Origin of the sequence: Sporosarcina aquimarina (assembly GCF_019748715.1) — a bacterium.
GTDB lineage: Bacteria > Bacillota > Bacilli > Bacillales_A > Planococcaceae > Sporosarcina > Sporosarcina newyorkensis.
Genome location: NZ_JACLBZ010000033.1, coordinates 134,180 through 157,762, shown reverse-complemented (window position 1 = coordinate 157,762; position 23,583 = coordinate 134,180). Strand labels below are relative to the sequence as shown.

Here is a 23,583-nt window from a genome sequence, read left to right as displayed (position 1 = left end):
AATGAAACTAGTAAAGAAGGTGAGTTCATTGAGCACACTAACCATAAAAGAACTCCAGTCAGAAACTGAAATTTTACAGGCCTTCCCTGTCATGAAACAACTGCGAGGCCACTTGGATGAACAGGAATATCTCAAATTAACAGCAGAAGCACGCGAAAAAGATCAGTATCGCATGTATGCACTATACGACCAAGAAGAACTTGTTGCAGTCACCGGTTTCAAACCGATGATCACACTATATTACGGAAGATTTGTTTGGATTTGCGATCTAGTAACCGATGAGACAAAACGGTCTGCCGGCTATGGTGAAGCGCTGCTAACCTTCATTCACGAATGGGCGCGAGACAATGACTACGCAAGTATTGCTCTTTCATCAGGACTGCAACGGCACGACGCGCATCGTTTTTATGAGAATAAAATGGACTATGATCGTGTCAGTTATGTATTTAAGAAAAATCTTTTCTAGAAACGCAATAATTATTACGTACAAAAAAGGTTGTCCAGAAGTCATTTCCCAATGAACTGCCAGACAACCTGAAATTTTTAATCCCGTATTTCCTGATAATCCCTCTGATACGTTCCTCCGTCTTTCACTTCCGCATGATACAAAGCTTTCAAGGCGAAACTTTTCTCTAGTTCATGCTCTTTCATGATGGCCTTCAACTGTCGGTTTAACTCTGGGCTCTGTTTTACGAGCTTTACCATTTTAGTTTGCGAGTACTGCATGAAAAATTCCTCCTCATCTCTTTAGTTACTTTAGTATACCACGCAGACCTACAAAACTAAGTGAAGAACGGTAATAGACCGTCCGCCTAGAAAAAAGTGTCACTTGTCAGGTATACTGTATAAGGTTTTCTTATCTTCACTTAAAGGGGTATTCTGAATGAATGTTAAAACACTTGCGATCAGTGGAATTATTGCTGCTCTTTATACAGCCGTTACGTTGGCCATTCTTCCATTCGGCTTTACGAATGTCCAATTCCGTGTTTCGGAGATCTTCAATCATCTCGTGGTCTTTAATCCACGCTATATTTATGGGGTCGTAGTCGGAGTTTTCGTCTCCAACTTATTACTGTCAGAACTCGGACCGATCGATCTGGTTTTTGGTGTTGGTCAATCTGTACTCGCATTATCGCTGACAATTCTCTTCTCTCGCTTCACGACCAATTTATTGGCACGAATGATTTTCAACACCTTTATCTTCACGACCACCATGTTTTTAATCGCTTGGGAATTAAACATCGTGCTTCATCTTCCATTTCTTTTAACTTGGTTATACGTGGCGATTGGAGAATGTGCAGTCATGATAATTGGGATTCCGATTATGCAGGCTCTCAACAAGCGCCTGCACTTTGCAAAATTGGTTTAAGTACTACTTATCAAGTGAGACGGATGCCGAATAGGCCGTCTCATCTTCTTCCACTTTTACCCTTCCAAAAATGCTAATTTATCTGATCGTACCAAAGTTTGTATCGACGATTATTGGGTACAACTAAGTGTATATAAGCAATCTTGCCTTATCGTTTAAAACATTCTTTCCACAATCAACCTCTTCACTACATTACATTAGTTTTAGGAGGAATTATGAAAAAAATCTCGCTAACATTTTATATCACCTTGGTTGCCGTCATAATAGCCGTCGGTTATGGAGTGATTGCGCCGGACCACTTCGAGAGGATGACCTCCGACGTTAAAAATTGGATTGCCTCTTCCTTTGGCTGGTACTATTTGTTGACGGTATCCATGCTGTTTTTCATTTCGGTCTATCTGATCTTTAGCCCCATCGGCAGAATCCGTTTAGGAAAAGACAGCGATCGTCCCCAATTCTCTTTAATATCTTGGCTGGCTATGCTTTTTTCCGCCGGTATGGGAATCGGACTTGTCTTTTACGGTGCTGCTGAGCCCCTATCGCATTATGCAGTCAATCCTGCTACTGCGGGGCCTGAAACAGCGGAGGCTTATAAAGAAGCCATGCGCCAAGCATTTTTCCATTGGGGCTTCCATGCTTGGGCTGTCTATGGGATGACAGCTCTTGCACTGGCCTATTTCCAATTCCGTAAAGGCCAACCGGGATTGATTTCGGCTACTTTGAAACCTATTTTCGGTGACCGCGTCAATGGGCCCCTCGGTATTGTCATTGATGTATTTGCTATCTTTGCTACAGTGTTTGGCGTTGCCACATCTCTCGGTCTTGGCGCTGTCCAAGTCAATGCGGGGCTGCATTACCTTTTTGGTATTCCTGTCAGTTTCCTATCGCAACTCATCATTATCATCATTGTAACGATTTTGTTCTTGGTGTCTGCATGGAGCGGGCTCGGCAAGGGGATCAAAATCTTATCAAATGCCAATATGGTCCTTGCTATTGCATTATTATTTTTCGTCATTGCTTTAGGACCCACATTGCTTATTTTCGATATGTTCACCGACTCGATCGGTGGGTATTTAGAGCATCTTGTTCGCATGAGTTTCCGTACTGCCCCTCTTGATGTTGGGAATCGTGCATGGCTTAATGATTGGACAATATTTTATTGGGCTTGGTGGATCGCTTGGTCGCCATTTGTCGGTATGTTTATTGCCCGGGTTTCGAAAGGGAGAACGATCCGGGAGTTTATGATCGGTTTACTCGTCGTACCAACCGTGTTAAGTATGATCTGGTTTTCTGCATTTGGTACTACAGCAATTGAAACACAAAAGGCCGGGATTATTGATTTAGCTTCCACTGCAACTGAGCTGACAATTTTTGAGATGTTCAGCGGCATGCCGTGGTCTTCTATAATATCCATGATCGCCATTTTGCTTATCATTTCATTTTTCATCACTTCTGCAGATTCAGCTACCTTCGTACTCGGTATGCAGTCATCTTACGGATCGCTGACACCACCTAATAATTTAAAGGTGGTATGGGGAGTGATTCAGTCCTCGATCGCTGTTATTTTATTGTTTGTCGGTGGATTGGATGCGCTGCAAAATGTAGTTATCATCGCCGCCCTGCCGTTTTCCGTTATCTTGATCATGATGGTCACTTCGTTGTTCATGTCATTGAAAGAAGAACGAAGGAAAGTGAAACGTCGGTAAATACAAAAAAGTCACCGGACTCGGTGACTTTTTTGCTTTTATCTATTAATTAATGAACAGCCTTTTCGACCGCTTTCTCAATCGCTTGTTTTAAATCTGCAATAATATCATCTGCTGATTCCAACCCGACAGACAGGCGAATCAACTCTTCAGTCACACCCGAATTCTTCAGATCTTCTGCAGATAACTGCTGGTGCGTAGTAGATGCCGGATGAATGATCAACGACTTCGCGTCGCCAACATTTGCTACATGCGACCAGATTTCCACATTATCAATCACTTTACGACCTGCATCCCGGCCACCTTTAATGCCGAAAACAATAATGGAACCATAGCCGTGCTTCAAGTGTTTTTGCGCCAACTCATACGTCGGGTGTTCTTCAAGACCCGTATACGTCACCCAGTCCACTGCCGGATGTCCCTTCAAGAATGCTGCGACTTTCTGTGCGTTTTCATTATGGCGAGGCACACGCAAATGAAGCGTCTCAAGCCCCTGCAATAAATTAAATGCACTGTCCGGCGCCAAGCAAGGTCCGAAATCACGCAATAATTGAACGCGCAGCTTCGTTGCGAATGCAGCCCCTGCCGTATCGATGCCATATCTCAACCCATGATACGATTCATCCGGTTCTGTGAACCCTGGGAATTTTCCTTGAGTCCAATCAAATTTCCCTGCATCGACCGCCACGCCTCCAATCGTCGTGCCGTGCCCGCCAATCCATTTCGTTGCGGAGTGAATGACTACGTCTGCTCCGAACTCAATCGGATTGGAGCCATATGGAGACGGGAACGTGTTATCCACCAACAATGGAATACCGTTGTCATGCGCGACTTTCGCTACCGCTTCTACATCAAGGACTTGCAGGCTCGGATTACCGATCGTCTCTGCGAATAACGCCTTCGTCTTATCTGTAATTGCCGCTTCAAAATTTTTCGGATCGGATGCATCCACAAACTTTACCGTGATGCCATAACGCGGCAGTGTCACAGCGAATAAATTGTACGTGCCACCATACAGATTGCTGGCCGCCACAATTTCATCTCCCGCGCCCGCAATGTTCAGGATCGAAAATGCGATTGCCGCCATTCCGGATGATAGCCCTACTGCTGCAGATCCACCTTCGATCTGCGCCACGCGCTCCTCAAAAACTGCGACAGTCGGGTTAGTAATACGTGTATAGATATTGCCTGCTTCTTGCAAAGCAAATAAATTCTGTGCATGCTCTGTATCTCTGAAAACATATGAAGTCGTACGATGAATCGGCACAGCACGTGAACCGGTTACAGGATCGGGCTGCTGTCCTCCGTGCAATAAAACAGTTTCTGGCTGAAATTTAGTCATAACTATTTCCCCTCCGAATTTATTAGTTTACCTGATGGAATATTGAAAAGCGGAAGAGGGCGTTTTGTCGTGACAGACGTTGGAGGGCTTATCGTAAAAGGGTGCTCTCCCCCTTTTTCGAAAAGACCGAAACGTCCCGAGCAGCTGCCCTCTGCAGCTAGACAATGAGCCTAGTGAATATACAAAGAAACCCTCTTCCTAAAAATAAGAAGAGGGCTTTGCTTTCGCTCATACCTCTCTTATCTTCCAAACTGTCAACAGTTTGTAGGAAGTAGCACCTTTGCATAACTAGCCGGTTGCCGGGCATCACAGGGCCTAATCCCTCCGCCGCTCTTGATAAGAGTTTGTCTATTCGTTTTCCATCTTGAAAAATAGTATAAAGCCAATACCAACTAAATGCAAGGGTTATTAGTAGAATGTTTAGAAATCATTGTGATTTCTAAAAAATATCCCACCAAATTTTCACTGCAGAGCCCATGATCAATACAGCGAGAATTCCTTGCAACACTTTCGTATTGACTTTGCGACTTACCTTCACTCCAAGCGGGGCCGCCAGCACGCTCGCAATAATCATGACAAGCGCCGGTTCATAAGGAACTTGCCCTGTGAAGAGTTTTCCTGACGCTGAACCGATTGAAGACAATAAAGTGATTGCTAGCGAAGTGGCTATCGTGACCCGTGTAGGAATTTTTAATACAACAAGCATGATCGGTACGAGGATAAACGCCCCTCCTGCCCCTACAATTCCTGCAGCCAACCCAACTAGCAATGCAGTTCCTGTGGCTATCCATTTATTGAACGCAATTTCTTCCACGGGGATGTTATCAAGACCTTTTTGCGGAATGAACATCATCACGGCTGCCAGCACGGCCAATACACCATATACAATGTTGACGGTTGCTTCCGACAGCAGACTGGAACCTGCCCCTCCGATTACACTGCCGATCAATACGCTGATTCCCATATACAACACAAGTGGCTTCAAGATTAGATTGCTCTTGCGATAAGCAAAGACACCTGAGAGAGAAGCAAAGAATACTTCAACTGCCGTAATACCCGAGACGTCATGCGATGAAAAAGCTTCAAAACCAAGTAATGCAGGAATGAAAAGTAACATTGGATATTTGACGATGGCACCGCCAATTCCCATCATGCCGGAAAGGAATGAGCCGACAAATCCAATGAGGAAGATGGTGATGATAAATGTAAAACTCATGATGTTCTCTCTCCCTCCTTCCTAATGAAAGAGGGCAATGGAACACCCTCTTTGCTTAGTTTATCCTTTTTGAATCCAAAATTTAAAGACATCGGACTCTTGTTGCTGGTCCACTACCTTGTGATTTCCTGATGCGGCCCAAGCTGTCAAATCTGCTACAGATCCTTTGTCCGTTGCATGAATTTCAAGGATATCCCCTGCTTCTAGTTCTTTCACCGCTTTTTTTGTCCGTACGATCGGCATTGGGCAAGCCAATCCTTTAGCATCTAAAAATTTTGTCGTGTTCATTTGTATCTTCTCCTTTTGAATCGTTTTTAATTGAAAATAAAATTACAGTTTGTTGTCCCGTCGCTCGACTTCCATTGGCAGAGTAAAGTTCACTGGCACCGCTGTGCCGCTAGGGAATTGCCTTACGCCACGAGCCAGCTAGCGAAGTTCATGCTAGCAGTCTCATGGCAACGGCTGACCCCGCAGTTGCGGCTTCGCTGAAATGGTCTTGCTAGAAAAACACATCGGTTAACCCCCACTCAAAAAAAGTAGGCGCCTCACAAGCGGGTATACGGAGCGATGTGACAGGCAGGCGTTCTTCCAGTCTGGCACATTGCGGGAGCCATCCGCAAGCGCCGAAGTGGGTTCGATTACAACACCTTATCTCACCGCACAGCGATTCGGTCCGATTTCCATTTCGCGTTGTGTTTCTTCATCCGGTTGGACCTTGCCCATATTTGTCTGGCGGATTTCTTGATACGCATTTGGTTGTGGCGGTAGATTGCCTGTCACCAATTCCCTGAATTGCTCCTCATCCTCGATATTCAAGCCATGATTTCGTTCATATAACACGCCTAGCTTCTCTGCAACACTACCGTCGTCATTCAGCTCATCCATAATCATGAAATGCGCTGGAAGCACGATCAGTTCTTCGGATAACTCTTGGTAACGGCTGTATAATGATTCACGTAAATCACCTACCCAATCCTCTGCCAACCCTGCCAAATCAGGACGGCCAATCGAATCGATGAATAAAATATCCCCTGTCATCAAATAGCTGTCATCCACAATAAATGAAGTAGAACCAATTGTATGTCCAGGTGAATATAGCGGCTGGATATCAATTTTCGTTTTACCGATCTGGATAGAAGCATCCTCTTCCAATGCTGCGAAATTAAATGTCACTTCTTCTGCGTCTTTCGGCGGCAACCAGTATGTTGCACCCGCTGCTTCCGCCAACTTGCGACCACCGGAAATATGGTCTGCATGCAAATGGGTGTCCAAGACATGTGTAATTTTAACTCCAAGCTGATCAGCAAATTCCGAATATACATTCGTCATGCGCGTAGCATCCACGACTGCCGCTTCTCCATCGGAAGTGACCATGTAGGACAGGCAGCCCTTACCGATTCTTACGAATTGATAAAGCTCTCCTCCAGACTTCAAATCTCCAACTTTCACCGGCTCTAAATGCTCGCTCCAAGCTTTCATTCCGCCTTGCAAATACGCAACGGAATACCCTTCCTCATCGAGCATGTCCGCCACCATGATGGAAGATCCTTCTTTCGCACACACTACAAGTATTTCCTGATCTTTCGGAAGTGAATCCTCAATTTCTTCAATACCATCCAACAATTCAAAATAAGGGACATTCATATGGCGTACTTGCTTCCCATCAATCTTCCAATCCTTAAACGCATCTTCATTACGTACATCGAGAATAAATAACGGTTCTTCACGAATCACTTTTTTAGCGACTTCACTTGCTTGAATGGCTCTCATTACTTCGTACCCCCTGTTGTATTTTCTGTATCTCCATTCCATCCCGACATGCCGGGAACCACGTTTGTAACAAACTCAAAACCAGCTTCCGAAAGCGTCTGGCAAGCCATGTCGCTTCGGTTTCCTGTACGGCAAATTACAAATATATTTTGATTCTTATCGAAATACGCAGCTTTCTCTTCCAGTTGTCCAAGCGGGACGGATAGGGCGCCGGGTATATGGCTGAAGGCGTACTCAGTAGGCTCCCTCACATCCAAGAGAACAGTATTCGGCTCTCGCAATTTATCCGTAAGCTGCTCATTCATAATCGTAACCGGGTACTTTTTCTCCTGCAGTTCGCCATTGTCTGCTTTTCTTACGTAGTGATGCCAGACATCCGCTTCCTGTACATTTCCCACATAGTGATGCCCTGCACTTTTCGCCCATGCCTGCAGATCAGCAACTGTGCCCGGATCGGTGGACTGCACTTCAAGCACTTGCCCTTCTAACATGTCTTTCATCGCTTTTCTCGTCCTGACGATCGGCATCGGACAAGCTAGACCTTTCGCGTCCAACATTCTGTCTGTTTGTATCATAGTATTCCTCCTATACACCATGGGGTATATTAATTTGAAAAAATTTATTAAATAAATAAATTTACCTGGCCATCTTGTGCTTCACCTAAATAAGCGGCTACACCACCATAATCCACATCTTCCAATAATTCTTTCTGACTGAGACCAAGCAAATCCATCGTCATCGTGCAGGCGATCAATTTAATGTCTTGTTCTATGGCCAGGTCAATCAGCTCAGGTAATGGCATAGCTTGGTGCTTCTTCATCACATGTTTAATCATTTTTGGACCCATCCCAGCGAAATTCATTTGGGAAAGACCCATTTTATCGGCGCCACGCGGCATCATTTTACCAAACATCTTCTCAAGAAACCCTTTTTTACTTTGAATTGGCTCATCTTTTCGCAATGCATTCAATCCCCAAAATGTATGGAAGATCGTGACTTCATGATCGTATGCAGCCGCTCCATTCGCGATAATATAAGCAGCCATCGCTTTATCATAATCGCCGCTAAACAGCACGATTGTTGTTTTCTTTTGTTCTGTCATGTTCTCATCCCTTTCTTTTCAAAACTTTATATACCTATAGGGGTATATTACAATTTATAAAAAAAAGAGTCAAGCTTATTTTATCAGCGACTCTTTACAAGCAAATCCACCGCTTCATTAATAATCGATTCGTGGGAACGATCATCCATTTCTTCTAGATTTTGCATACAGGTAATCAAATTAGAGCTCACGATAACACCTATTGTGCGATCGATCGCAGAACGGCTGGCCGATAATTGGGTAATGACTTCTTTGCAATCCTTACCTTCTTCCATCATACGCAACACGCCTTTAATTTGACCTTCTATACGTTTCAACCGATTTTTCACTTTATCATCGTACTCCATATGTCTCACCTTCCTTCGCATTATGTATAGATTATACCCTGAGTGGTATACTGTCAACCAAATGCTTTATCAATCGACAGGTTTCTACTATTCTGAAATTTTTTGCGCGATGTGTTATACTAGTTCTAGTAGGCTATTGTACGTTTTATTCCATTTGTCAGAGACAAGTCTTCGACAGATGAGACCCTCACTAATGAAGGAGTTGATTCGATTGGCATTTCCTCGTAAAGATCGTCCGATTTCTGATTTTGTGGCCTCGCGATATGTAGATGAAGTCATATCTTTTAACCGCAATCAACATGAAGTTTCCGGAACGATACACAAGATTCTCGAAAACTCCGTCATCGTCAAAATTTCTGAGGCAGACGCGGAACAAATTGGCGCTGCTTCCAATATGACTGTTGTTGCACACAAAAATTATACGGTAGAGTAATCTATTTTTCATGCCTTGCATCTTTACTATGCAAGGCTATTTTTTATCCATAAACCCACAGCCCCTTAAGTCGGCAACTTGCCCAATTCTCGCTTACTCCTCCAGTTTACAAGAAAAATCCCTAGACAGATTAGCAATCCACCGACGATCAATGAAAACGACAACTTCTCGTCCAACAATAACCAGCCCGTCAATGTACCGAAAAACGGTGCAAGAAACAAAAACGCGCTCGTCCGCTCAGGATTGCCGGTCTGCAATAAATAAAACCAGATCGAGAACTGGACAATGGAGGCAGCAATCGCCAGCCATCCTAAAATCACTAATGATAAAGCATTCACTTCGAAAAATGGCTCTTCCAATAAAAAGCTAGCGACAAATAAGATGAGTCCCCCAAAAAGCATTTGATATGCCGTCATCACCCAGGTATCAAAACGGTAGCCATGCACTTTGACAATGAGTGTAGCACACGCCCACGCCACAGCCGATAAGAAGCCAAGCACTGTACCTACCTTCAGATCCAAATGTCCGCCCATCGTAATAAACACACCAAATAACCCGCAAATTACGCCAAGCCATTGCTGCAGCCGATAATGAATTCGCAGTACAAGCGTACCGATCACCACAACTAGAAGCGGATTGGTGAACGTCAAGATAGAAGTTTCACCGGAAGTGATTGTCCGTAACGCAATAAAAATACACCCCATCACAGCAGCCGTCTGTAACGAACCAATCAGCACCAGCCACTTCCACTCTCCAAACGTTTTGGGATGTGGTTTTTTTAGTATTTTTACGATTATTGCCATAATGATTCCCGCAATGGAAAAGCGCAAGGCAACCAATAGTAAAGGTGAGGAATACTCCAACCCAATTTTGCCGATCGCAAAAGAAGATCCCATCAACGCAGTCGTAACAACCACTAAAAAGCCAAACAAAAATTTATTCATAGAGTCAATTCCTTTCCATCCGCTTTATAGATAGGACGTCTTTTTGCAACGACTTCTATAATACGGCCGAGCAGCATTCCAATACGGTGATTGCTTAATTTTCATTCATTCTTTTCTCACCTATAGCCTTAAAGCATGAATTCATGAAAAAGATGTATTAGAATTTATAAATGCAGACCACTATAATAAGAGTAACACGCCCGAAAGGATGAAGTATATTGTTAATTCAAACTAATGAAAAATTCTGGTCAGGTCGAACTGACAGCGAGACGAACAGAGCCGCATTTCGTATGCATCAAGTGATACAACTTTCCGCTCCTCAAGAAAGAGTCAACAATAAGACATGCACGCTGATCGGCTTCTCTTCAGAAGAAGGCGTACGACGCAACAATGGCAGACTTGGAGCTGCAGAAGGGCCAAATGCCTTGCGTAGTGAATTGGCAAAACTCCCATGGCGCATGCCTGCTGAATGCCAGCTGATGGATGTGGGTACAATAGTTTGTGAAGGCAATCAACTCGAACAGGCACAAGCTGAATTAGGTGCCGCCGTTCGAGACAGCTTGGAGAAAAATGCGTGCCCTGTCATTTTAGGGGGCGGCCATGAAACCGCATACGGACACTACCTAGGCGTTCGGGAATTTATCGGTCCTGATGCGAAACTAGGCGTCGTTAATATCGACGCGCATTTCGACTTGCGCAGCTATGACGAGCAGCCATCCTCGGGAACGATGTTCAAACAAATGCTTGACACGGATGAAAACGTTGAATACTTGGTGCTCGGCATTCAGGAGTTTGGAAATACAGATATATTATTTGACGAAGCTGACGCACAAGGAGTGTCATATGTGACAGAACAAGAAATCACATCGGGTATTATGGACGAAATCTTACAGAAAATCAGCTTTTTCATTGAAAAGCAGGACTATGTTTTGTTAACATTGTGTTCTGATGTATTGAATTCGGCCTATGCTCCCGGGGTGAGTGCTCCTTCTCCATTTGGATTGGATCCTCTCATCGTACGGACGTTTATCCAAACCATAGCGTCTCATAAGAAAACCCTTTCATTCGACATCTCAGAGATCAATCCAGCACTTGACCATCAAAACCAAACAGTCAAACTGGGTGCCTACTTAACTAATGAAGCAATCGTTGCATTGCTGAGAGGAAGAATTACATGACGATTGAGTTAAATCAAATTACGACACTATTTTTAGCCTTAGCACTTCTAACAATCGGAACTCTCCTAGTACGTAAAATCGGAGTTCTCCAAAAATTCTGCATACCCGCCCCTGTCGTAGGCGGGTTGCTTTTTGCCGTTTTTGCGACTATTTTGAAGACAACTGACCTTTTGAGCTTCCAATTGGATACTTCTTTGCAAAATTTATTCATGTTAACGTTTTTCACGACAGTCGGTTTAGGTGCAAGTTTCAGCCTGATTCGTCTTGGTGGGAAATTACTCATCGTCTATTGGATCGCATGTGGTTTTTTAGCTTTGGTGCAAAACGTCATCGGTGTATCAATGGCCTATTTATTTAATCTGCATCCGCTAATCGGTATGATGGCAGGCGCTGTCTCGATGGAAGGCGGCCACGGTGGTGCAACAGCTTATGGACAAACACTGGAAAGTCTCGGTATTGACTCCGCTCTGTCCATCGGGATTGCGGCCGCTACGTTTGGTCTTGTCGCTGGCGGTCTCGTCGGCGGGCCAATCGTCAAATACTTAATCAATAAACACAACTTGAAATCTACAGAAGTCGAGCATGAAGCCGCCTATTCGGTAGAAGCGCATGAAGCACCGATCAATACGGATAATTTCTTGACGCAAGTGTTGCTGATCACAGCTTGTATCGCAGGTGGAACATTTATTGGTGATTTATTTTCCAGTTTAACTGGCTTTGTTATGCCTGGCTACGTCGGTGCAATGTTTGTCGCAGTAATTGTACGTAATATAGTCGATCGCTTCAAGGAAGATGCGGTTCATATGACAAGCATCAACTTGATCGGTGATGTATCTCTTGGTATCTTCTTGTCTATGGCATTGATGAGCATCAAACTATGGGAAGTCGCTGGTTTGGCTTTGCCATTGCTGGTTATCGTCTTCGTACAAGTACTCTTCGTTGTACTATTTGCGATTTTTGTTTTGTTCCGTTTACTCGGAAAAGATTACGATGCTGCAGTCATGATCGCTGGTTTTGCAGGACATAGTCTGGGAGCGACGCCTAATGCCATGGCCAACATGGCAGCGGTCACAGGACGATACGGTCCTTCACGTAAAGCGTTCTTGATCGTGCCTATTGTCGGCGCATTCTTGATTGACGTCGTATCGATGCCTATCATTATCACGACGATTAATATATTTAGTTAATGTCAGAAGAACCGGACGAGTTGTCCGGTTCTTTTTGTTTCATTTCCTACGTATTTGACTAGACCTTCTGTTAAAATGAAAGCATTCGCAATTTAGAGAGGAGTTTGTCTATTGAAAGAACAATTGATTGAACGTTTAATTCGCTATGCAAAAATTGATACGCAGTCTGATGCCGATTCTAATTCGACACCGTCTACGGCAGGACAGTGGGATTTATTGCATATGCTTGAAAAAGAACTGGCGGAGATCGGTTTAGAAGAGATATCATTGGATGAAAACGGCTATTTATTCGCCACTTTACCGGCCAATACGGAAAAAGAACTCCCAACAGTCGGATTTTTGGCGCACGTCGACACTGCGACAGATTATACAGGCAAGGATGTACGCCCACAGTGCATCGATCGCTATGACGGCAAAGACATCCAGTTAAATAAAGCTACCATCATGACCGTAGAAGCCTTTCCTGAGTTGAAAAACTACCTCGGGCATACGCTCATCACAACCGACGGCTCGACTTTGCTTGGTGCAGACGACAAAGCAGGTATATCAGAGATCATGACTGCTATGCAATACTTAGTGGAGCATCCTGAAATCAAACATGGTAAAGTGCGTGTCGGTTTCACGCCGGACGAAGAAATTGGACGTGGCCCGCATAAATTCGATGTCGAGCGATTCGGCGCAGAGTTCGCCTATACGATGGACGGCGGTCCGCTCGGAGAACTGCAGTATGAAAGCTTCAACGCTGCGGGGGCTTTGCTGACATTCCATGGGACCAACGTACATCCCGGCACCGCCAAAGGAAAAATGGTCAACTCCCTATTGATCGCTGCAGAGTTCCAAGAAGCAATGCCTGAGAATGAAATCCCACAAGAAACAGCGAATTATGAAGGGTTCATTCATCTAATGGAAGCAGAGGGCACTGTGGAAAAGACGACCTATCAGTATATTATCCGCGACTTTGATCGGGATGCGTTCGAGGCTCGAAAACAGCTGGTTCAAGATACTGCGGCCCGTCTTCAAGAGAAATATGGGAAACATGCAGTAGAGCTTTCATTGACTGACCAATACTTTAATATGCGCGAAAAGATTGAGCCCGTTATCGAGATTGTCGACATCATGGCAGATGCCTATCGCAATTTGGAAATCGAGCCAAAAATCGAACCAATCCGCGGCGGCACGGACGGATCTCAATTATCGTATATGGGCATGCCCACTCCGAACGTTTTCACAGGCGGGGAGAATTATCACGGCAAGTATGAATTCATTTCGGCAGACACGATGGTAAAAGCCACTCAAGTCATCATCGAAGCTTTGAAACTACAAGAACAGCGCGGTTAATCAGATGAAAGCGATTGGCATCGGAGTTTTATCCGCACTCTTTTTTGCTGTGACGTTTGTCTTGAATCGATCCATGGAACTCGATGGCGGCAGTTGGTTATGGAGTGCTGCTCTGCGCTATTTCTTCATGGTGCCGTTTCTTTTCGTCATTGTGGCGATGCGTGGCGGATTATCTGGAATGAAACGCGAAATGACTGCCGCTCCTCGACCTTTTTTTATTTGGAGTTTTGTTGCGTTTGTTCTTTTTTACGGCCCACTGACGTTTTCAGCAGGGTATAGTCCGGGCTGGTTAGTAGCGGGGACATGGCAAATGACCATTGTGGCAGGTGTTTTGCTGGCTCCGTTTTTCACCTTTCAAGCGAAAACCGAAACTGGTGATCTCCGAACAATCCGTCATAGGATTCCAAAGGCTTCCTTAATTATTTCATTGATTATACTAGTCGGCGTAGTGTTAATTCAAATTCCACACGCGAACAGTGTATCGACCAAAATTATTTTGCTCGGTACGTTACCGTTAGTAATGGCCGCTTTCGCCTACCCGCTCGGCAATCGGAAAATGATGGATTTGCTCGGCGGCCGGCTTGATATGTTCCAGCGTGTTCTGGCGATGACGTTGATGACACTGCCGATTTGGCTTGTCATGGCACTCTATGCATGGGCAACCGTAGGGCTTCCTTCCACCAGCCAAGTTGTGCAGTCAGTGATCGTCGCCGTCAGCTCAGGTGTCATCGCGACCTCTCTCTTTTTCATGGCTACCGATATGGTACAGCATGATCAGGGCAAGCTCGCGGCCGTCGAAGCTACACAATCCGTCGAATTGATCTTCGCGATGCTTGGTGAAATGGTACTTCTCAGCTTGCCCTTGCCAGGTGCGCTTTCATTGGTCGGCGTACTGGTCATCATTGGTGGTATGTCCTTGCATAGTTATCAGACGGCATTAGCCGCAAAATAATCAATTGCGTCTAGATTTTGAATCGATCGTGCTCGATTCACTCCTTTCAAAATCTGTGACATCCGCCGGAGGCTTAGGCCTACAGGAAGTAGGTCATGCAGGCATTGCCACAGGATGTGGCGATCTTAGCCTGCGTATTTCTATTGTTCAGCAGGCGTTAGAATACCCGCTGAACAGGAAATAAAACTGCATTCATCACACCGCCTAAAGAGGTGAAGACTTCTGCTGAATAAAGATAAAAGCAGAGCTGTCACAGAAGTCACATTGCGCTGACTTGCTAGACAGTTCTGCCCTTTTTTATATTTTCCGCTCGTTTACGTGCTGTACATTACGCTTCCTAAAAAACTGCGGCTTTGTTTCAGATAATAAAATGGCTACAAATATGAGCAATGCACCTAGGAACATGCGGAAGGTCAGGACTTCATATGCCAGAGCTACGGAGAAGGCCATCCCCCACACCGATTCGGTAGATAAAATAATTGCTGCCTTCGTCTCCGATAAATGCTTTTGTGCGATCGTCTGCATTAAAAACGCTATGGTCGTTGAAAATACAGCCAAATAGACTACAGCTCCAATTCCCGATGAAACCATCGAAAATGACGTTTCGCCTAATCCAATGACAGTCAAACAACCAATCACTGCTGCGAACGCCATCTGCAAAAGCGTCAGCAATATCGGATCCACTGTCCGCACAAACTTCGCTGTGTAGAAAATATGGAAGGCAAACAGCACAGCACATCCGAGTGTCAGCACGTCTCCGAAATTCACACCGGCAGACCACTGCAGTGATAATACCGCTACACCGAGCAGCGCTAAAACCGCGCCGAACAATTCAAACGTATCAAGCCTCCGTTTATATAAAATGAAGGCGATAAATGGCACGATTACTACATTGACACCTGTCAAAAAGGCATTTTTTGAAGGTGTCGTGAATTGCAATCCAACTGTCTGAAGCGCAAAGGCTGCGTACAATAAAAAGCCGAGCACGGCACCCTTCCATAAAACGTTTCTCTCTACTTTACGCAAGCGCTTATGGAACACCAAAGCCAATAAAATTGCTCCGATCGTAAACCGTACCGCCAAAATTTGATATGGGGTGTAGTAGTCGAGCGCCAACGCACTCATGACAAACCCGCTGCCCCAGATGATTGCGGTAATTGTCAGTCCGATTTCTCCTATGTATCTTTTCATTTCATCCACCATTCTTCTGATTATCAGTCTTTTCAGTTTAGCATGTTTTTTGTGGCTATTATAGAATATTTTCAAATTTCAAGAAGTGTAATCTTTATAAAATAAAGCTTTCTTAAAAGTCAGCAATGGTACTTTCTAACATGTTTAAGCAAGCCAGAGGAACGCACCAATATGCCGACAGACCGAACGAAAGCATTGTTGCACCGAACCAAAAACCACTAGTTCCGAACATTAAACAAGACGCACCGCTCCAAACCGTCTACAGAACACACCAAACCATCTGCGCACCGCACATTTCCTCTTCCCGCAATCACTGGAAACAAAAACTGCCCGAAAAGTCAGGTGAAAATGACTTCTCGGACAGCTCCACTTATCTTATTCCTCATACACACCAATTTCTTTAATCGCCCGTTCCACTAGCGATGGATCTACAGACTTGTCGAAATCGATTTCCCCACGGATCGCACCATTCGCTTTGTATGTCTCATACTGTTTCTTAATATCATCCACAAACATCTTGCCGTTTGGATCCAGCCCTGTCACAAATACTCGCTCCCATAACTCAGGATCCTTCAGCGCCGTATGCTTCACCATAATATCGATGATTTCTTCTTTCCCTTTCTCTTTAAAGAAGGCATCATTATAGTCACGGACCCCTTTCAGATAGGCAGCCATGAAACGTAGCGACAACTCCTCTTTCTCCATGAACTGTGGAGAAGCCAAAACCATTGCAATCTGTGACTCTGGCGCATAATCGGTCGCATCCCCAAAACGTACATGAAAGCCTTGGTGAATTCCTTGTGCGATGAGCGGCTCAATATTAAGCGCAGCATCAATCGTTCCCGAGTCGATTGCCCCAAGCATAGCGCCGAAATCTGCTATGTGCACATACTCTACATCCTCTTCCGTCAAGCCCGCATGCTTCAGCATCTCTTGATAAATATATCCGTCTATTGAATTACGCGAAGAAACCGCGATCTTCTTGCCTTTGAAATCACTATATTCTTTAATTTCATCTACCATATGATTGCCGATAACAAAGCTGAAGTACGACTTTCCAGGCATATTATGTCCTTTATCCGCAATGATCCGGACGTCGATCCCTTGTGCAATCGCATTGAAGAAGGACGCTGTGGATACACCGCCTGCAATATCTACTTCTCCTGCAGCCAACGCTGGCAGCATGTCATCACTATTGGCAAAGTCAGCAAACTCAACGGAAATATTATAGTCTTCAAAGTATCCTTTTTCCTTCGCGATATAGAAGCCCGCCCCTGAAGCCGCTCCGTCTTCCGCTATGAAAACTTTTGCTGGTTTCTCAAGCGGCGCCAAATCACCAGACTTCGGCTTACCATCGTCTGACACCGGCTTTTCAACTTCTTTTGGCGAGCATGCCCCAACGATCAAAACCGCTGATAGGATACTGATCCAACCCGCCTTCTTCATCCACTTCCCCACACCATCTCTCCTTTTATCGTTTATTCCCTGGATTTCAATACTTCTTCCTGTAAGTGATGCCAGATCTCAATAAACTTTGCTGCCATTTCAGGATCTTTCCGAATGTCTTCAATCTTTCTAGGCCGCGGCTTATCGATAATGATTTCATCAATGATCTTGCCCGGTTGCGCCCCCATCAATAAAATGCGATCACTGAGCAAGAGCGCCTCATCGATACTATGCGTAATAAATAGTACCGTTTTCCTCGTTTCTGCCCAAATACTCAGCAACTCTTCCTGCAAAATGAATCGATTCTGTTCATCAAGCGCGCCAAACGGTTCATCCATCAATAAGATCTCGGGATCATTCGCAAAGGCTCGCGCAATACTCACTCGCTGCTTCATACCTCCTGACAGTTCTTTGGGATATAAAGAAGCAAACCGCTCCAAACCCGTTTTCTTCAAATAAAAGTTCGTTCGCTCCTCAATGAATGCTTTCGGTAATTTGCGCATTTTTAGTCCGAAGGCAACATTTTCACGAACCGTCAACCAAGGAATGACACCTCGTTCCTGAAAGACCATCGATTGCAACGGCCGATCATCTCGTTCCGTCGCAATCGTAAAACTCCCCACACTCGGTTGTTCCAGTCCGGCTAATATACGCAGAAGTGTAGTCTTACCACAACCACTAGGACCAACAAGGCAAACAAACTCACCTTCTTCCACGGTCAGCGAAATATTCTCGAGCGCAATAACACTTCCTTGTTTCTTGTAAAAAGCCTTCATGAGTCCTTCCACGGTAATTTTAGGCTTCCCCTCCATTTCATTCACCTCCATGGCAATAACTTATTTTGAAGGGCGCGCAAGATGAGCGAAAATAAATAGCCAAAAAAGGAGATAAGGATCAGACCGACATACATCTCGGGCAATAGAAAGGCCTTATAGGAAGTCCAGATCAAATAACCGATTCCCGAAGTGGCCCCCATCATTTCTGCTGCCACAATCGTCAGTAGTGCAATCGCCTGCCCCATTTGGATTCCCTCGAGCATAACTGGCAGCGATCCGGGAAGAGCAATTTTGAAAAAGAAATCTCGCCGGCTCGTTTGGTAATTATTCGCGACATCCAAATAAATTTTATCAATGTTCAGCACACCAGCCGCCGTGTTGATCACTACTGGGAAAAATACACTCCCCGCAATTGTTACGACTTTCGATAAATCTCCGATACCAAATAAAATAATGATAATCGGAAGCAATGCCAGTGTTGGAATCGGCATGAGTGCCATGACAATTGGCTGGACAAAGTGCCGTATTGGGGAATACAGGCCCATCAGCAAACCGATGATGATACCCGGGATCACGCCTGCCAAAAATCCGATGAAAATCCGGTACAGCGACACGCCTACATGCTGGGCCATCGTTCCGCTGACGATCATGTCATAAAATGTTTGAACAATTGTGCTTGGTGGAGGGAAAAATCGAATGTCCAGTATTCCGGTCCTTGATAATACTTCCCATAGCAACAAGAGAAATATAGGTGAGACAATTGTCAGCAATTGCTTCCCTCGTTCCTTGCGCTGCCTCACCTTCCACTCCCGTTGCTCCACCTCAAATGATTCATCACGGATTAGTTGTTGCTTCTCCACTCTTCACCACCTCTTCACTGTCTATAGTATGTGATCGCCTAGTGATATGGTTGGGCTTAGGTAAAGTGTAATGCAGTCATAATGACAGTCTTCAAGTTTAAAAAAGACTAAGAGCCAGTTGTCATTCTAGGAATTAGGGAGAGGGAGAGGAAAAAACAAAAAGTTAAACGATTTCTAAAATAAGCTAGTGAGAAACAATATATTTTTATACACTCTAAAAAGTAAGAGGCGAAGCCATTATGGTGGGAATCACTGTTCCTGGACAGTGATTGGAAAATTGCGGTTATGAATGATGTTCAGTTGGAGGTTGAGTAAATCATAAGCGATGATAATTATTATGACGGTGACGAGCTGGAATACTTGCTTAAGAAATTCAGTGAGTAATTGTAGTTGATTGGGGATCGACTTGATATAGCCGTATTTAAATTTCAGTAATGATGTTAAGGCAATAAAACTGCCTTAACATCATTTAATCAAGATAAATTATTTATCCCACTCAAGCCGAGGATGTTTTGTTACACAGTCGATATGAACATTTGATTCTATGGTTCCACCAAATGTGTGGTTAGAACCAAAAGCGATATGTACAGTCTGGTAGGCTTTTTCATCCTCCAAAATTTTTCCGGTTATGCGCGCGGCGTGGTTTGTTCCAATACCTAGTTCGCACAGCAGCCTTCCATTTTCTCGGCCTAATAAAGCTAGCAGTTTTTCTCCATCTCCCCCAGTTGCGTCTATTAATCGACCTTTTTTTATCGTTAGGACAATGGGTTCTTGAACCAAACCAATTCCAGCAATGGAGCCATTGATTTCAATAGTTCCTTCGGATTTCTCCTCTAATGGAGCGATATATGCCTCCCCAGACGGTAAGTTTCCAGACATTCCTTTTTCTTTAAACACTCCAGTACTCGCGATTCCTTGTCTCTTTCCTATTGGTATGGTTAATTTATGATTTTCGCCAGTATAAATAGTCACTTGTTGATGAGCATTCAGTTTCCCTGTCATTTCCTTTGTTTCCCGCTCTACTCTTCCGTAATCCGCACGCAAAGCACCATTTAAAAACATATCTTCTGTGATTCCCGGCATTGTAATTACACTAATGTCCTTGGCATTCGCCTGTTTACGTGCAACAGTATGTGTCAAGGAATGCTTGGTAAGACAAAAGACCATATCAAAATTCAACATACGATTCGCGGCTTCACTAGGTGGCTCCTCGCCTGATTTAGTTCGATCTTCCATTACGTACAGATCCGTGTTCCATTCATCCGCTCTTAATGCACCTTCAAACTTACGACCAACATTTTCAGTACTTCGATCTGTCAATACCAGAATAGACGCTGATTTATCTAATGAAAAGTTTGTGCTCATTAGGCCTTTTACAATCGTTGCAAACTGAGACATGTTCAACATCCTTTCATGTGTTTATCAATTTTTGTAACTATACTAAAACATTTCAGCAACCGCAGCAAACACTAAATTTCTCGATGGTAGTATTGGTTTTTCAGTGTACCGGGACATATACTGTTTCATTTTGTCATCGTACCCCATACAATCAAGGATGATAGCTTGTATAGGCCACTCATCCATACGCTCTGCTACTTTCTGAAATTCCGTCCACTCTACTTGGTACGGTGTGCAAGAATCAAGCATACAATCTATTTCAGCTTCATTCCACTTGTCTAAAATTTCGGTTCGTTGTTCGCACAGGGGGACAACCACGCCAATCTCCTTTTCGCGGAACAAACCTTTTACGATTTGACTTACTATATAATCGGGGTACAAAATGGGCTTTGTCGAAGTAAATAACTCAAACTTCCCAGTACAAGCAACTAAAATAGCATCAATATGATCGTCCTGACAAGCAGCCACCAATTTACCCAGTTCCTGATCTACAAATTTCTTTTCCAGCCGTACTTTTGAACCATCGCGCAATCGAGAAACAAGCGTCTGTCCCGGCTGTGAAGAGACTAGTGTCTCAATTTCATCAGGTTTATACGAATCCAAAATTCCACGTTCCACTATATTCACATGCGGAATATATTTTTTGAAGGTTTCATGCATATCCTCTCGCGGACTTTGACCAATCGTTAAGACACATAATGTTTTCAACGTATCATCCCCTCATGGCGATATACTTCTTTACCTTCTATATAAGTTGCAAGAACATTCGCTTTTGTCTCGAAGGGTTTGTGAGACCAAATTGCAAAGTCGGCATCTTTTCCTTTTTCTACAGAACCTACCTTATCGGCTATTCCCATAATAGCAGCTGCTGCACATGTAATACTTTCAAGCCCCGCCAACTCATCCAATCCATTTTTTACTGCCTCTACGACACAATAATAGAGATACTGTATTGGGATAAATGGATGGTCTGTCATTATAGCAAAAGGGATCCCTGTTTCATGGAAATGTTTCGGGCTCTTTGCTGTAGAAAAACGATTTTCATACTTTGTTGCCGGGGTCATATAAGGACCTAGTGTTACGGTAGCACCACTCGCCTTGATGGTATCAAGCATCAGCATACCTTCCGTACAATGTTCAAGTGATAATTTGACATTGTACTCTTTTGCAATCCGAATAGCAGTTGCTATATCATCGGCCCGATGACAATGTAACCGAAGGGGCATTTTTCGTTCCAATACTTCCACAAACGGCGCTAACGCTGAGTTATCCTTAGATAGCTGGTCTCTTTCACTATCTTTTAGCTGTAGCACCTGGTTAAAGCCTTTGCGTATCAAGTGAGCCACTGCCATTCGGGTCATCGGCATCGTTTTATATTGATTACCAAACACATTTTTAGGGTTTTCTCCTAATGCTCCTTTTAATCCACTTCTTTCTATGAGTATCCTGTCATCAAAAGAAGCACCTGCTGTTTTTAATATACTCCATACACCGCCGATTGGATTAGCACTTCCCGCACCGGTTTGGACAGTTGTAACTCCACCCATTACAGCCTGTTCAAATGAAAAGTGTCGTGGATCAATTCCATCCTTTGCATTCATTAAAGGGGTCCATGGACTTGAATATTCATTGGCATCATTTTGTCTTTCCGTAACTTCTGCCCATAATCCAACATGCGTATGCGCGTCAATTAATCCTGGCGTAATGAATTGACCTGTACAATCTATGACTTGTGCATCCGAAGGTAAATCTGTGTTCTTGCCTATCTTTGTAATCTCCCCTTCACATACCCAAATATCGGCATTCTGCAAAACTTCATTTGATTGGTTCATTGTGTATACTGTACCGTTACGTAAAACTGTAAGCATTAGCAATCTCCTTTACTATAAACTTCAGTACCTTTTATAAACGTTTTCAGTACCGTAGCCGTTATATTCATTGGGTGCTGATCCCAGATTACTAGATCACCAAACTTTCCAGTTTCAATCGTTCCCGTTATATGATCAATAGATAAAAGTTCGGCTGCTCCTTTTGTTAAGGCATAAAGCGCTTCATTCTCAGGTACACCTTCCCGAATGGCTAGTGACGCTTCCAACTTCAAGTTGGAGGCACGGCTTTTTGGATGATCTGATGCAAAGACAAATTTTTTCTGTTGTTCATGTAAGACCCGATACATCGATGGGTGAAGTTTCATTAATTCGTTACGTTCTATAGGTTGAAAAGCAGGCCCTGCAATAATTTCTTGAACTTGACTAGACCAACGTTCATCTATCAGGGGATATTCTGTGGCATGGACGAGCGTGATAGATACACCCACTTCTTGCGCAATTCGCAGTGCTGTCTCTATGTCGTCTGCTCGATGGCAACGGATAAATATTCGCTTATCCTTCAGGTCTGAAGATTGAATAAGCATATGCATCATTCTTCGCATCTCCGCAGCAATTCCCATTCGAGTCAGCGGCTTTCCGGTGACATCAAAATAAGCCTGCTTGGGCACATCACCCATAGAAAATGATATACCTCCACCTTCTGTAATGCACATTTCCTCAAACGTACTTCCTGTAGAATGGATAACAGCCGTTACCGCACCAACAACACTTTCCGGGCCCGACATAATATGATTTGCAGTTACTCCGGCTTCCAGTGCATCTTTAAACGAAGTATCGAAAGGGTAAATCCCATCGCGAACGTGGAAGATCATTCCTTTCCCGGCATACGGTTCATAACTGTCATTACCTTCCTTGCCAATCCCTGATTCCTTTAAACCAATAGAAGAACATGTGTCTATCAATCCAGGTGTTACATACATTCCATTCACATCAATCGATATTTCGACTGTTTGATCTTTTAATTCATCTGTCACTTCACGAATCCAATGGTCTTCAAGCAAAATATCTTTTTTTAAAAAAGCCTTATGATTAGTGTCAAATACAAACCCATTACGAATCAAAACTTTCAACGTTATCGCCTCACTTTTCATATATCAAAGGAAAAAAGCAGAGCTACGAGTACTCTACTTTTTCCTTTG

General features: G+C 44.0%; 25 protein-coding genes and 1 riboswitch. Of the genes, 8 read left to right on the top strand and 17 right to left on the bottom strand.

Annotated features, from left to right (window positions below; all coding sequences use genetic code 11):
* The first annotated feature begins 1 nt into the window (after position 1).
* Positions 2-466, top strand: a complete 465-nt coding sequence (locus tag H7J92_RS15260) for a GNAT family N-acetyltransferase (protein ID WP_009766510.1) — start codon at positions 2-4, stop codon at positions 464-466.
* A gap of 77 nt (positions 467-543) precedes the next feature.
* Here H7J92_RS15260 and H7J92_RS15255 read toward each other — a convergent pair whose 3' ends face one another.
* Positions 544-726 (bottom strand): hypothetical protein, encoded by a 183-nt coding sequence (locus tag H7J92_RS15255; RefSeq protein ID WP_009766511.1) that lies wholly within the window; start codon positions 724-726, stop codon positions 544-546.
* Positions 727-883: 157 nt separating this feature from the next.
* On the opposite strand from H7J92_RS15255, the gene H7J92_RS15250 reads away from it, so the two are divergent.
* A complete protein-coding gene (locus H7J92_RS15250; RefSeq protein WP_221837732.1) occupies positions 884-1,369 on the top strand; it encodes a QueT transporter family protein in 486 nt (161 codons plus the stop codon).
* A gap of 215 nt (positions 1,370-1,584) precedes the next feature.
* Positions 1,585-3,075: a glycine betaine uptake BCCT transporter gene (locus H7J92_RS15245; protein WP_078817597.1), complete on the top strand. Its 1,491-nt coding sequence runs from the start codon at positions 1,585-1,587 to the stop codon at positions 3,073-3,075.
* A 49-nt stretch (positions 3,076-3,124) separates the two neighbouring features.
* Here the strand turns inward: H7J92_RS15245 and H7J92_RS15240 are convergent, their stop codons facing one another.
* The 7 genes from H7J92_RS15240 to H7J92_RS15210 form a co-directional block, all read right to left on the bottom strand.
* Positions 3,125-4,417, bottom strand: a complete 1,293-nt coding sequence (locus H7J92_RS15240) for an O-acetylhomoserine aminocarboxypropyltransferase/cysteine synthase family protein (RefSeq protein ID WP_009766517.1) — start codon at positions 4,415-4,417, stop codon at positions 3,125-3,127.
* A 236-nt stretch (positions 4,418-4,653) separates the two neighbouring features.
* A riboswitch (SAM riboswitch) is annotated at positions 4,654-4,760 on the bottom strand.
* A 96-nt stretch (positions 4,761-4,856) separates the two neighbouring features.
* Positions 4,857-5,633 carry a sulfite exporter TauE/SafE family protein gene (locus tag H7J92_RS15235; protein ID WP_009766518.1) on the bottom strand — a complete coding sequence of 259 codons (777 nt, stop codon included), beginning with the start codon at positions 5,631-5,633 and terminating at the stop codon, positions 4,857-4,859.
* A gap of 60 nt (positions 5,634-5,693) precedes the next feature.
* The gene (locus H7J92_RS15230) at positions 5,694-5,921 is read right to left on the bottom strand and encodes a sulfurtransferase TusA family protein (RefSeq protein ID WP_221837730.1); all 228 of its coding nucleotides are present in this window, start codon (positions 5,919-5,921) and stop codon (positions 5,694-5,696) included.
* Positions 5,922-6,281: 360 nt separating this feature from the next.
* Positions 6,282-7,403 (bottom strand): MBL fold metallo-hydrolase, encoded by a 1,122-nt coding sequence (locus tag H7J92_RS15225; RefSeq protein ID WP_221837728.1) that lies wholly within the window; start codon positions 7,401-7,403, stop codon positions 6,282-6,284.
* Positions 7,403-7,978, bottom strand: coding sequence for a sulfurtransferase TusA family protein (locus H7J92_RS15220; protein ID WP_009766521.1), 576 nt, complete (start codon positions 7,976-7,978; stop codon positions 7,403-7,405). Before H7J92_RS15220 ends, H7J92_RS15225 begins: the two co-directional genes overlap by 1 nt.
* Positions 7,979-8,025: 47 nt before the next feature.
* On the bottom strand, positions 8,026-8,505 hold the full coding sequence (locus H7J92_RS15215) for a DsrE/DsrF/DrsH-like family protein (RefSeq protein ID WP_009766522.1): 480 nt from the start codon (positions 8,503-8,505) through the stop codon (positions 8,026-8,028).
* An 83-nt stretch (positions 8,506-8,588) separates the two neighbouring features.
* Positions 8,589-8,852, bottom strand: a complete 264-nt coding sequence (locus tag H7J92_RS15210; RefSeq protein WP_009766523.1) for a metal-sensitive transcriptional regulator — start codon at positions 8,850-8,852, stop codon at positions 8,589-8,591.
* Between the two features lie 193 nt (positions 8,853-9,045).
* Between H7J92_RS15210 and H7J92_RS15205 the strand changes: the two genes are divergently transcribed.
* On the top strand, positions 9,046-9,285 hold the full coding sequence (locus H7J92_RS15205; protein ID WP_009766524.1) for a DUF2187 family protein: 240 nt from the start codon (positions 9,046-9,048) through the stop codon (positions 9,283-9,285).
* Between the two features lie 65 nt (positions 9,286-9,350).
* Here H7J92_RS15205 and H7J92_RS15200 read toward each other — a convergent pair whose 3' ends face one another.
* Positions 9,351-10,229, bottom strand: a complete 879-nt coding sequence (locus H7J92_RS15200; RefSeq protein ID WP_009766525.1) for a DMT family transporter — start codon at positions 10,227-10,229, stop codon at positions 9,351-9,353.
* Between the two features lie 218 nt (positions 10,230-10,447).
* Here H7J92_RS15200 and hutG point away from each other — a divergent pair, with 218 nt between their 5' ends.
* The 4 genes from hutG (at position 10,448) to H7J92_RS15180 (ending at position 14,884) form a co-directional block, all read left to right on the top strand.
* Positions 10,448-11,407: a formimidoylglutamase gene (gene hutG / locus H7J92_RS15195; protein ID WP_078817601.1), complete on the top strand. Its 960-nt coding sequence runs from the start codon at positions 10,448-10,450 to the stop codon at positions 11,405-11,407.
* Entirely contained in the window at positions 11,404-12,594 is a 1,191-nt protein-coding gene (gene gltS / locus H7J92_RS15190; RefSeq protein ID WP_009766527.1) for a sodium/glutamate symporter, read from the top strand. Before hutG ends, gltS begins: the two co-directional genes overlap by 4 nt.
* A gap of 111 nt (positions 12,595-12,705) precedes the next feature.
* A complete protein-coding gene (gene pepT, locus H7J92_RS15185) occupies positions 12,706-13,932 on the top strand; it encodes a peptidase T (protein WP_009766528.1) in 1,227 nt (408 codons plus the stop codon).
* A gap of 4 nt (positions 13,933-13,936) precedes the next feature.
* A complete protein-coding gene (locus H7J92_RS15180) occupies positions 13,937-14,884 on the top strand; it encodes a DMT family transporter (protein WP_009766529.1) in 948 nt (315 codons plus the stop codon).
* A 297-nt stretch (positions 14,885-15,181) separates the two neighbouring features.
* On the opposite strand, the gene H7J92_RS15175 is transcribed toward H7J92_RS15180, so the two are convergent.
* The 8 genes from H7J92_RS15175 to H7J92_RS15140 form a co-directional block, all read right to left on the bottom strand.
* Positions 15,182-16,075, bottom strand: coding sequence for a DMT family transporter (locus H7J92_RS15175; protein WP_040758656.1), 894 nt, complete (start codon positions 16,073-16,075; stop codon positions 15,182-15,184).
* A gap of 375 nt (positions 16,076-16,450) precedes the next feature.
* Positions 16,451-17,521: an ABC transporter substrate-binding protein gene (locus tag H7J92_RS15170; RefSeq protein ID WP_221837779.1), complete on the bottom strand. Its 1,071-nt coding sequence runs from the start codon at positions 17,519-17,521 to the stop codon at positions 16,451-16,453.
* Positions 17,522-17,553: 32 nt separating this feature from the next.
* A complete protein-coding gene (locus H7J92_RS15165; protein WP_009766532.1) occupies positions 17,554-18,333 on the bottom strand; it encodes an ABC transporter ATP-binding protein in 780 nt (259 codons plus the stop codon).
* Between the two features lie 5 nt (positions 18,334-18,338).
* Positions 18,339-19,157 carry an ABC transporter permease gene (locus tag H7J92_RS15160; RefSeq protein ID WP_009766533.1) on the bottom strand — a complete coding sequence of 273 codons (819 nt, stop codon included), beginning with the start codon at positions 19,155-19,157 and terminating at the stop codon, positions 18,339-18,341.
* A 483-nt stretch (positions 19,158-19,640) separates the two neighbouring features.
* Positions 19,641-20,555 carry an aminopeptidase gene (locus H7J92_RS15155; RefSeq protein WP_246603045.1) on the bottom strand — a complete coding sequence of 305 codons (915 nt, stop codon included), beginning with the start codon at positions 20,553-20,555 and terminating at the stop codon, positions 19,641-19,643.
* A 42-nt stretch (positions 20,556-20,597) separates the two neighbouring features.
* Complete coding sequence (locus H7J92_RS15150; protein ID WP_221837723.1) at positions 20,598-21,263, bottom strand: AroM family protein; 666 nt, start codon at positions 21,261-21,263, stop codon at positions 20,598-20,600.
* A complete protein-coding gene (locus tag H7J92_RS15145; protein WP_009766536.1) occupies positions 21,260-22,423 on the bottom strand; it encodes an amidohydrolase family protein in 1,164 nt (387 codons plus the stop codon). The genes H7J92_RS15150 and H7J92_RS15145 overlap by 4 nt, the downstream gene beginning before the upstream one ends.
* Positions 22,423-23,514: an amidohydrolase family protein gene (locus tag H7J92_RS15140; RefSeq protein WP_221837721.1), complete on the bottom strand. Its 1,092-nt coding sequence runs from the start codon at positions 23,512-23,514 to the stop codon at positions 22,423-22,425. Before H7J92_RS15140 ends, H7J92_RS15145 begins: the two co-directional genes overlap by 1 nt.
* Positions 23,515-23,583: the final 69 nt, after the last annotated feature.

Coding starts and splice junctions, on each gene's coding strand:
- H7J92_RS15175 (WP_040758656.1), bottom strand. CDS start 16,075: ATGAAAAGATACATAGGAGAAATCGGACTGACAATTACCGCAATCATC.
- H7J92_RS15225 (WP_221837728.1), bottom strand. CDS start 7,403: ATGAGAGCCATTCAAGCAAGTGAAGTCGCTAAAAAAGTGATTCGTGAA.
- H7J92_RS15170 (WP_221837779.1), bottom strand. CDS start 17,521: ATGAAGAAGGCGGGTTGGATCAGTATCCTATCAGCGGTTTTGATCGTT.
- H7J92_RS15260 (WP_009766510.1), top strand. CDS start 2: ATGAAACTAGTAAAGAAGGTGAGTTCATTGAGCACACTAACCATAAAA.
- gltS (WP_009766527.1), top strand. CDS start 11,404: ATGACGATTGAGTTAAATCAAATTACGACACTATTTTTAGCCTTAGCA.
- H7J92_RS15230 (WP_221837730.1), bottom strand. CDS start 5,921: ATGAACACGACAAAATTTTTAGATGCTAAAGGATTGGCTTGCCCAATG.
- H7J92_RS15220 (WP_009766521.1), bottom strand. CDS start 7,978: ATGATACAAACAGACAGAATGTTGGACGCGAAAGGTCTAGCTTGTCCG.
- H7J92_RS15205 (WP_009766524.1), top strand. CDS start 9,046: ATGAAGGAGTTGATTCGATTGGCATTTCCTCGTAAAGATCGTCCGATT.
- H7J92_RS15165 (WP_009766532.1), bottom strand. CDS start 18,333: ATGGAGGGGAAGCCTAAAATTACCGTGGAAGGACTCATGAAGGCTTTT.
- H7J92_RS15155 (WP_246603045.1), bottom strand. CDS start 20,555: ATGTCTCAGTTTGCAACGATTGTAAAAGGCCTAATGAGCACAAACTTT.
- H7J92_RS15255 (WP_009766511.1), bottom strand. CDS start 726: ATGCAGTACTCGCAAACTAAAATGGTAAAGCTCGTAAAACAGAGCCCA.
- H7J92_RS15210 (WP_009766523.1), bottom strand. CDS start 8,852: ATGGAGTACGATGATAAAGTGAAAAATCGGTTGAAACGTATAGAAGGT.
- H7J92_RS15145 (WP_009766536.1), bottom strand. CDS start 22,423: ATGCTTACAGTTTTACGTAACGGTACAGTATACACAATGAACCAATCA.
- H7J92_RS15250 (WP_221837732.1), top strand. CDS start 884: ATGAATGTTAAAACACTTGCGATCAGTGGAATTATTGCTGCTCTTTAT.
- H7J92_RS15235 (WP_009766518.1), bottom strand. CDS start 5,633: ATGAGTTTTACATTTATCATCACCATCTTCCTCATTGGATTTGTCGGC.
- H7J92_RS15245 (WP_078817597.1), top strand. CDS start 1,585: ATGAAAAAAATCTCGCTAACATTTTATATCACCTTGGTTGCCGTCATA.
- H7J92_RS15180 (WP_009766529.1), top strand. CDS start 13,937: ATGAAAGCGATTGGCATCGGAGTTTTATCCGCACTCTTTTTTGCTGTG.
- H7J92_RS15215 (WP_009766522.1), bottom strand. CDS start 8,505: ATGACAGAACAAAAGAAAACAACAATCGTGCTGTTTAGCGGCGATTAT.
- H7J92_RS15200 (WP_009766525.1), bottom strand. CDS start 10,229: ATGAATAAATTTTTGTTTGGCTTTTTAGTGGTTGTTACGACTGCGTTG.
- H7J92_RS15240 (WP_009766517.1), bottom strand. CDS start 4,417: ATGACTAAATTTCAGCCAGAAACTGTTTTATTGCACGGAGGACAGCAG.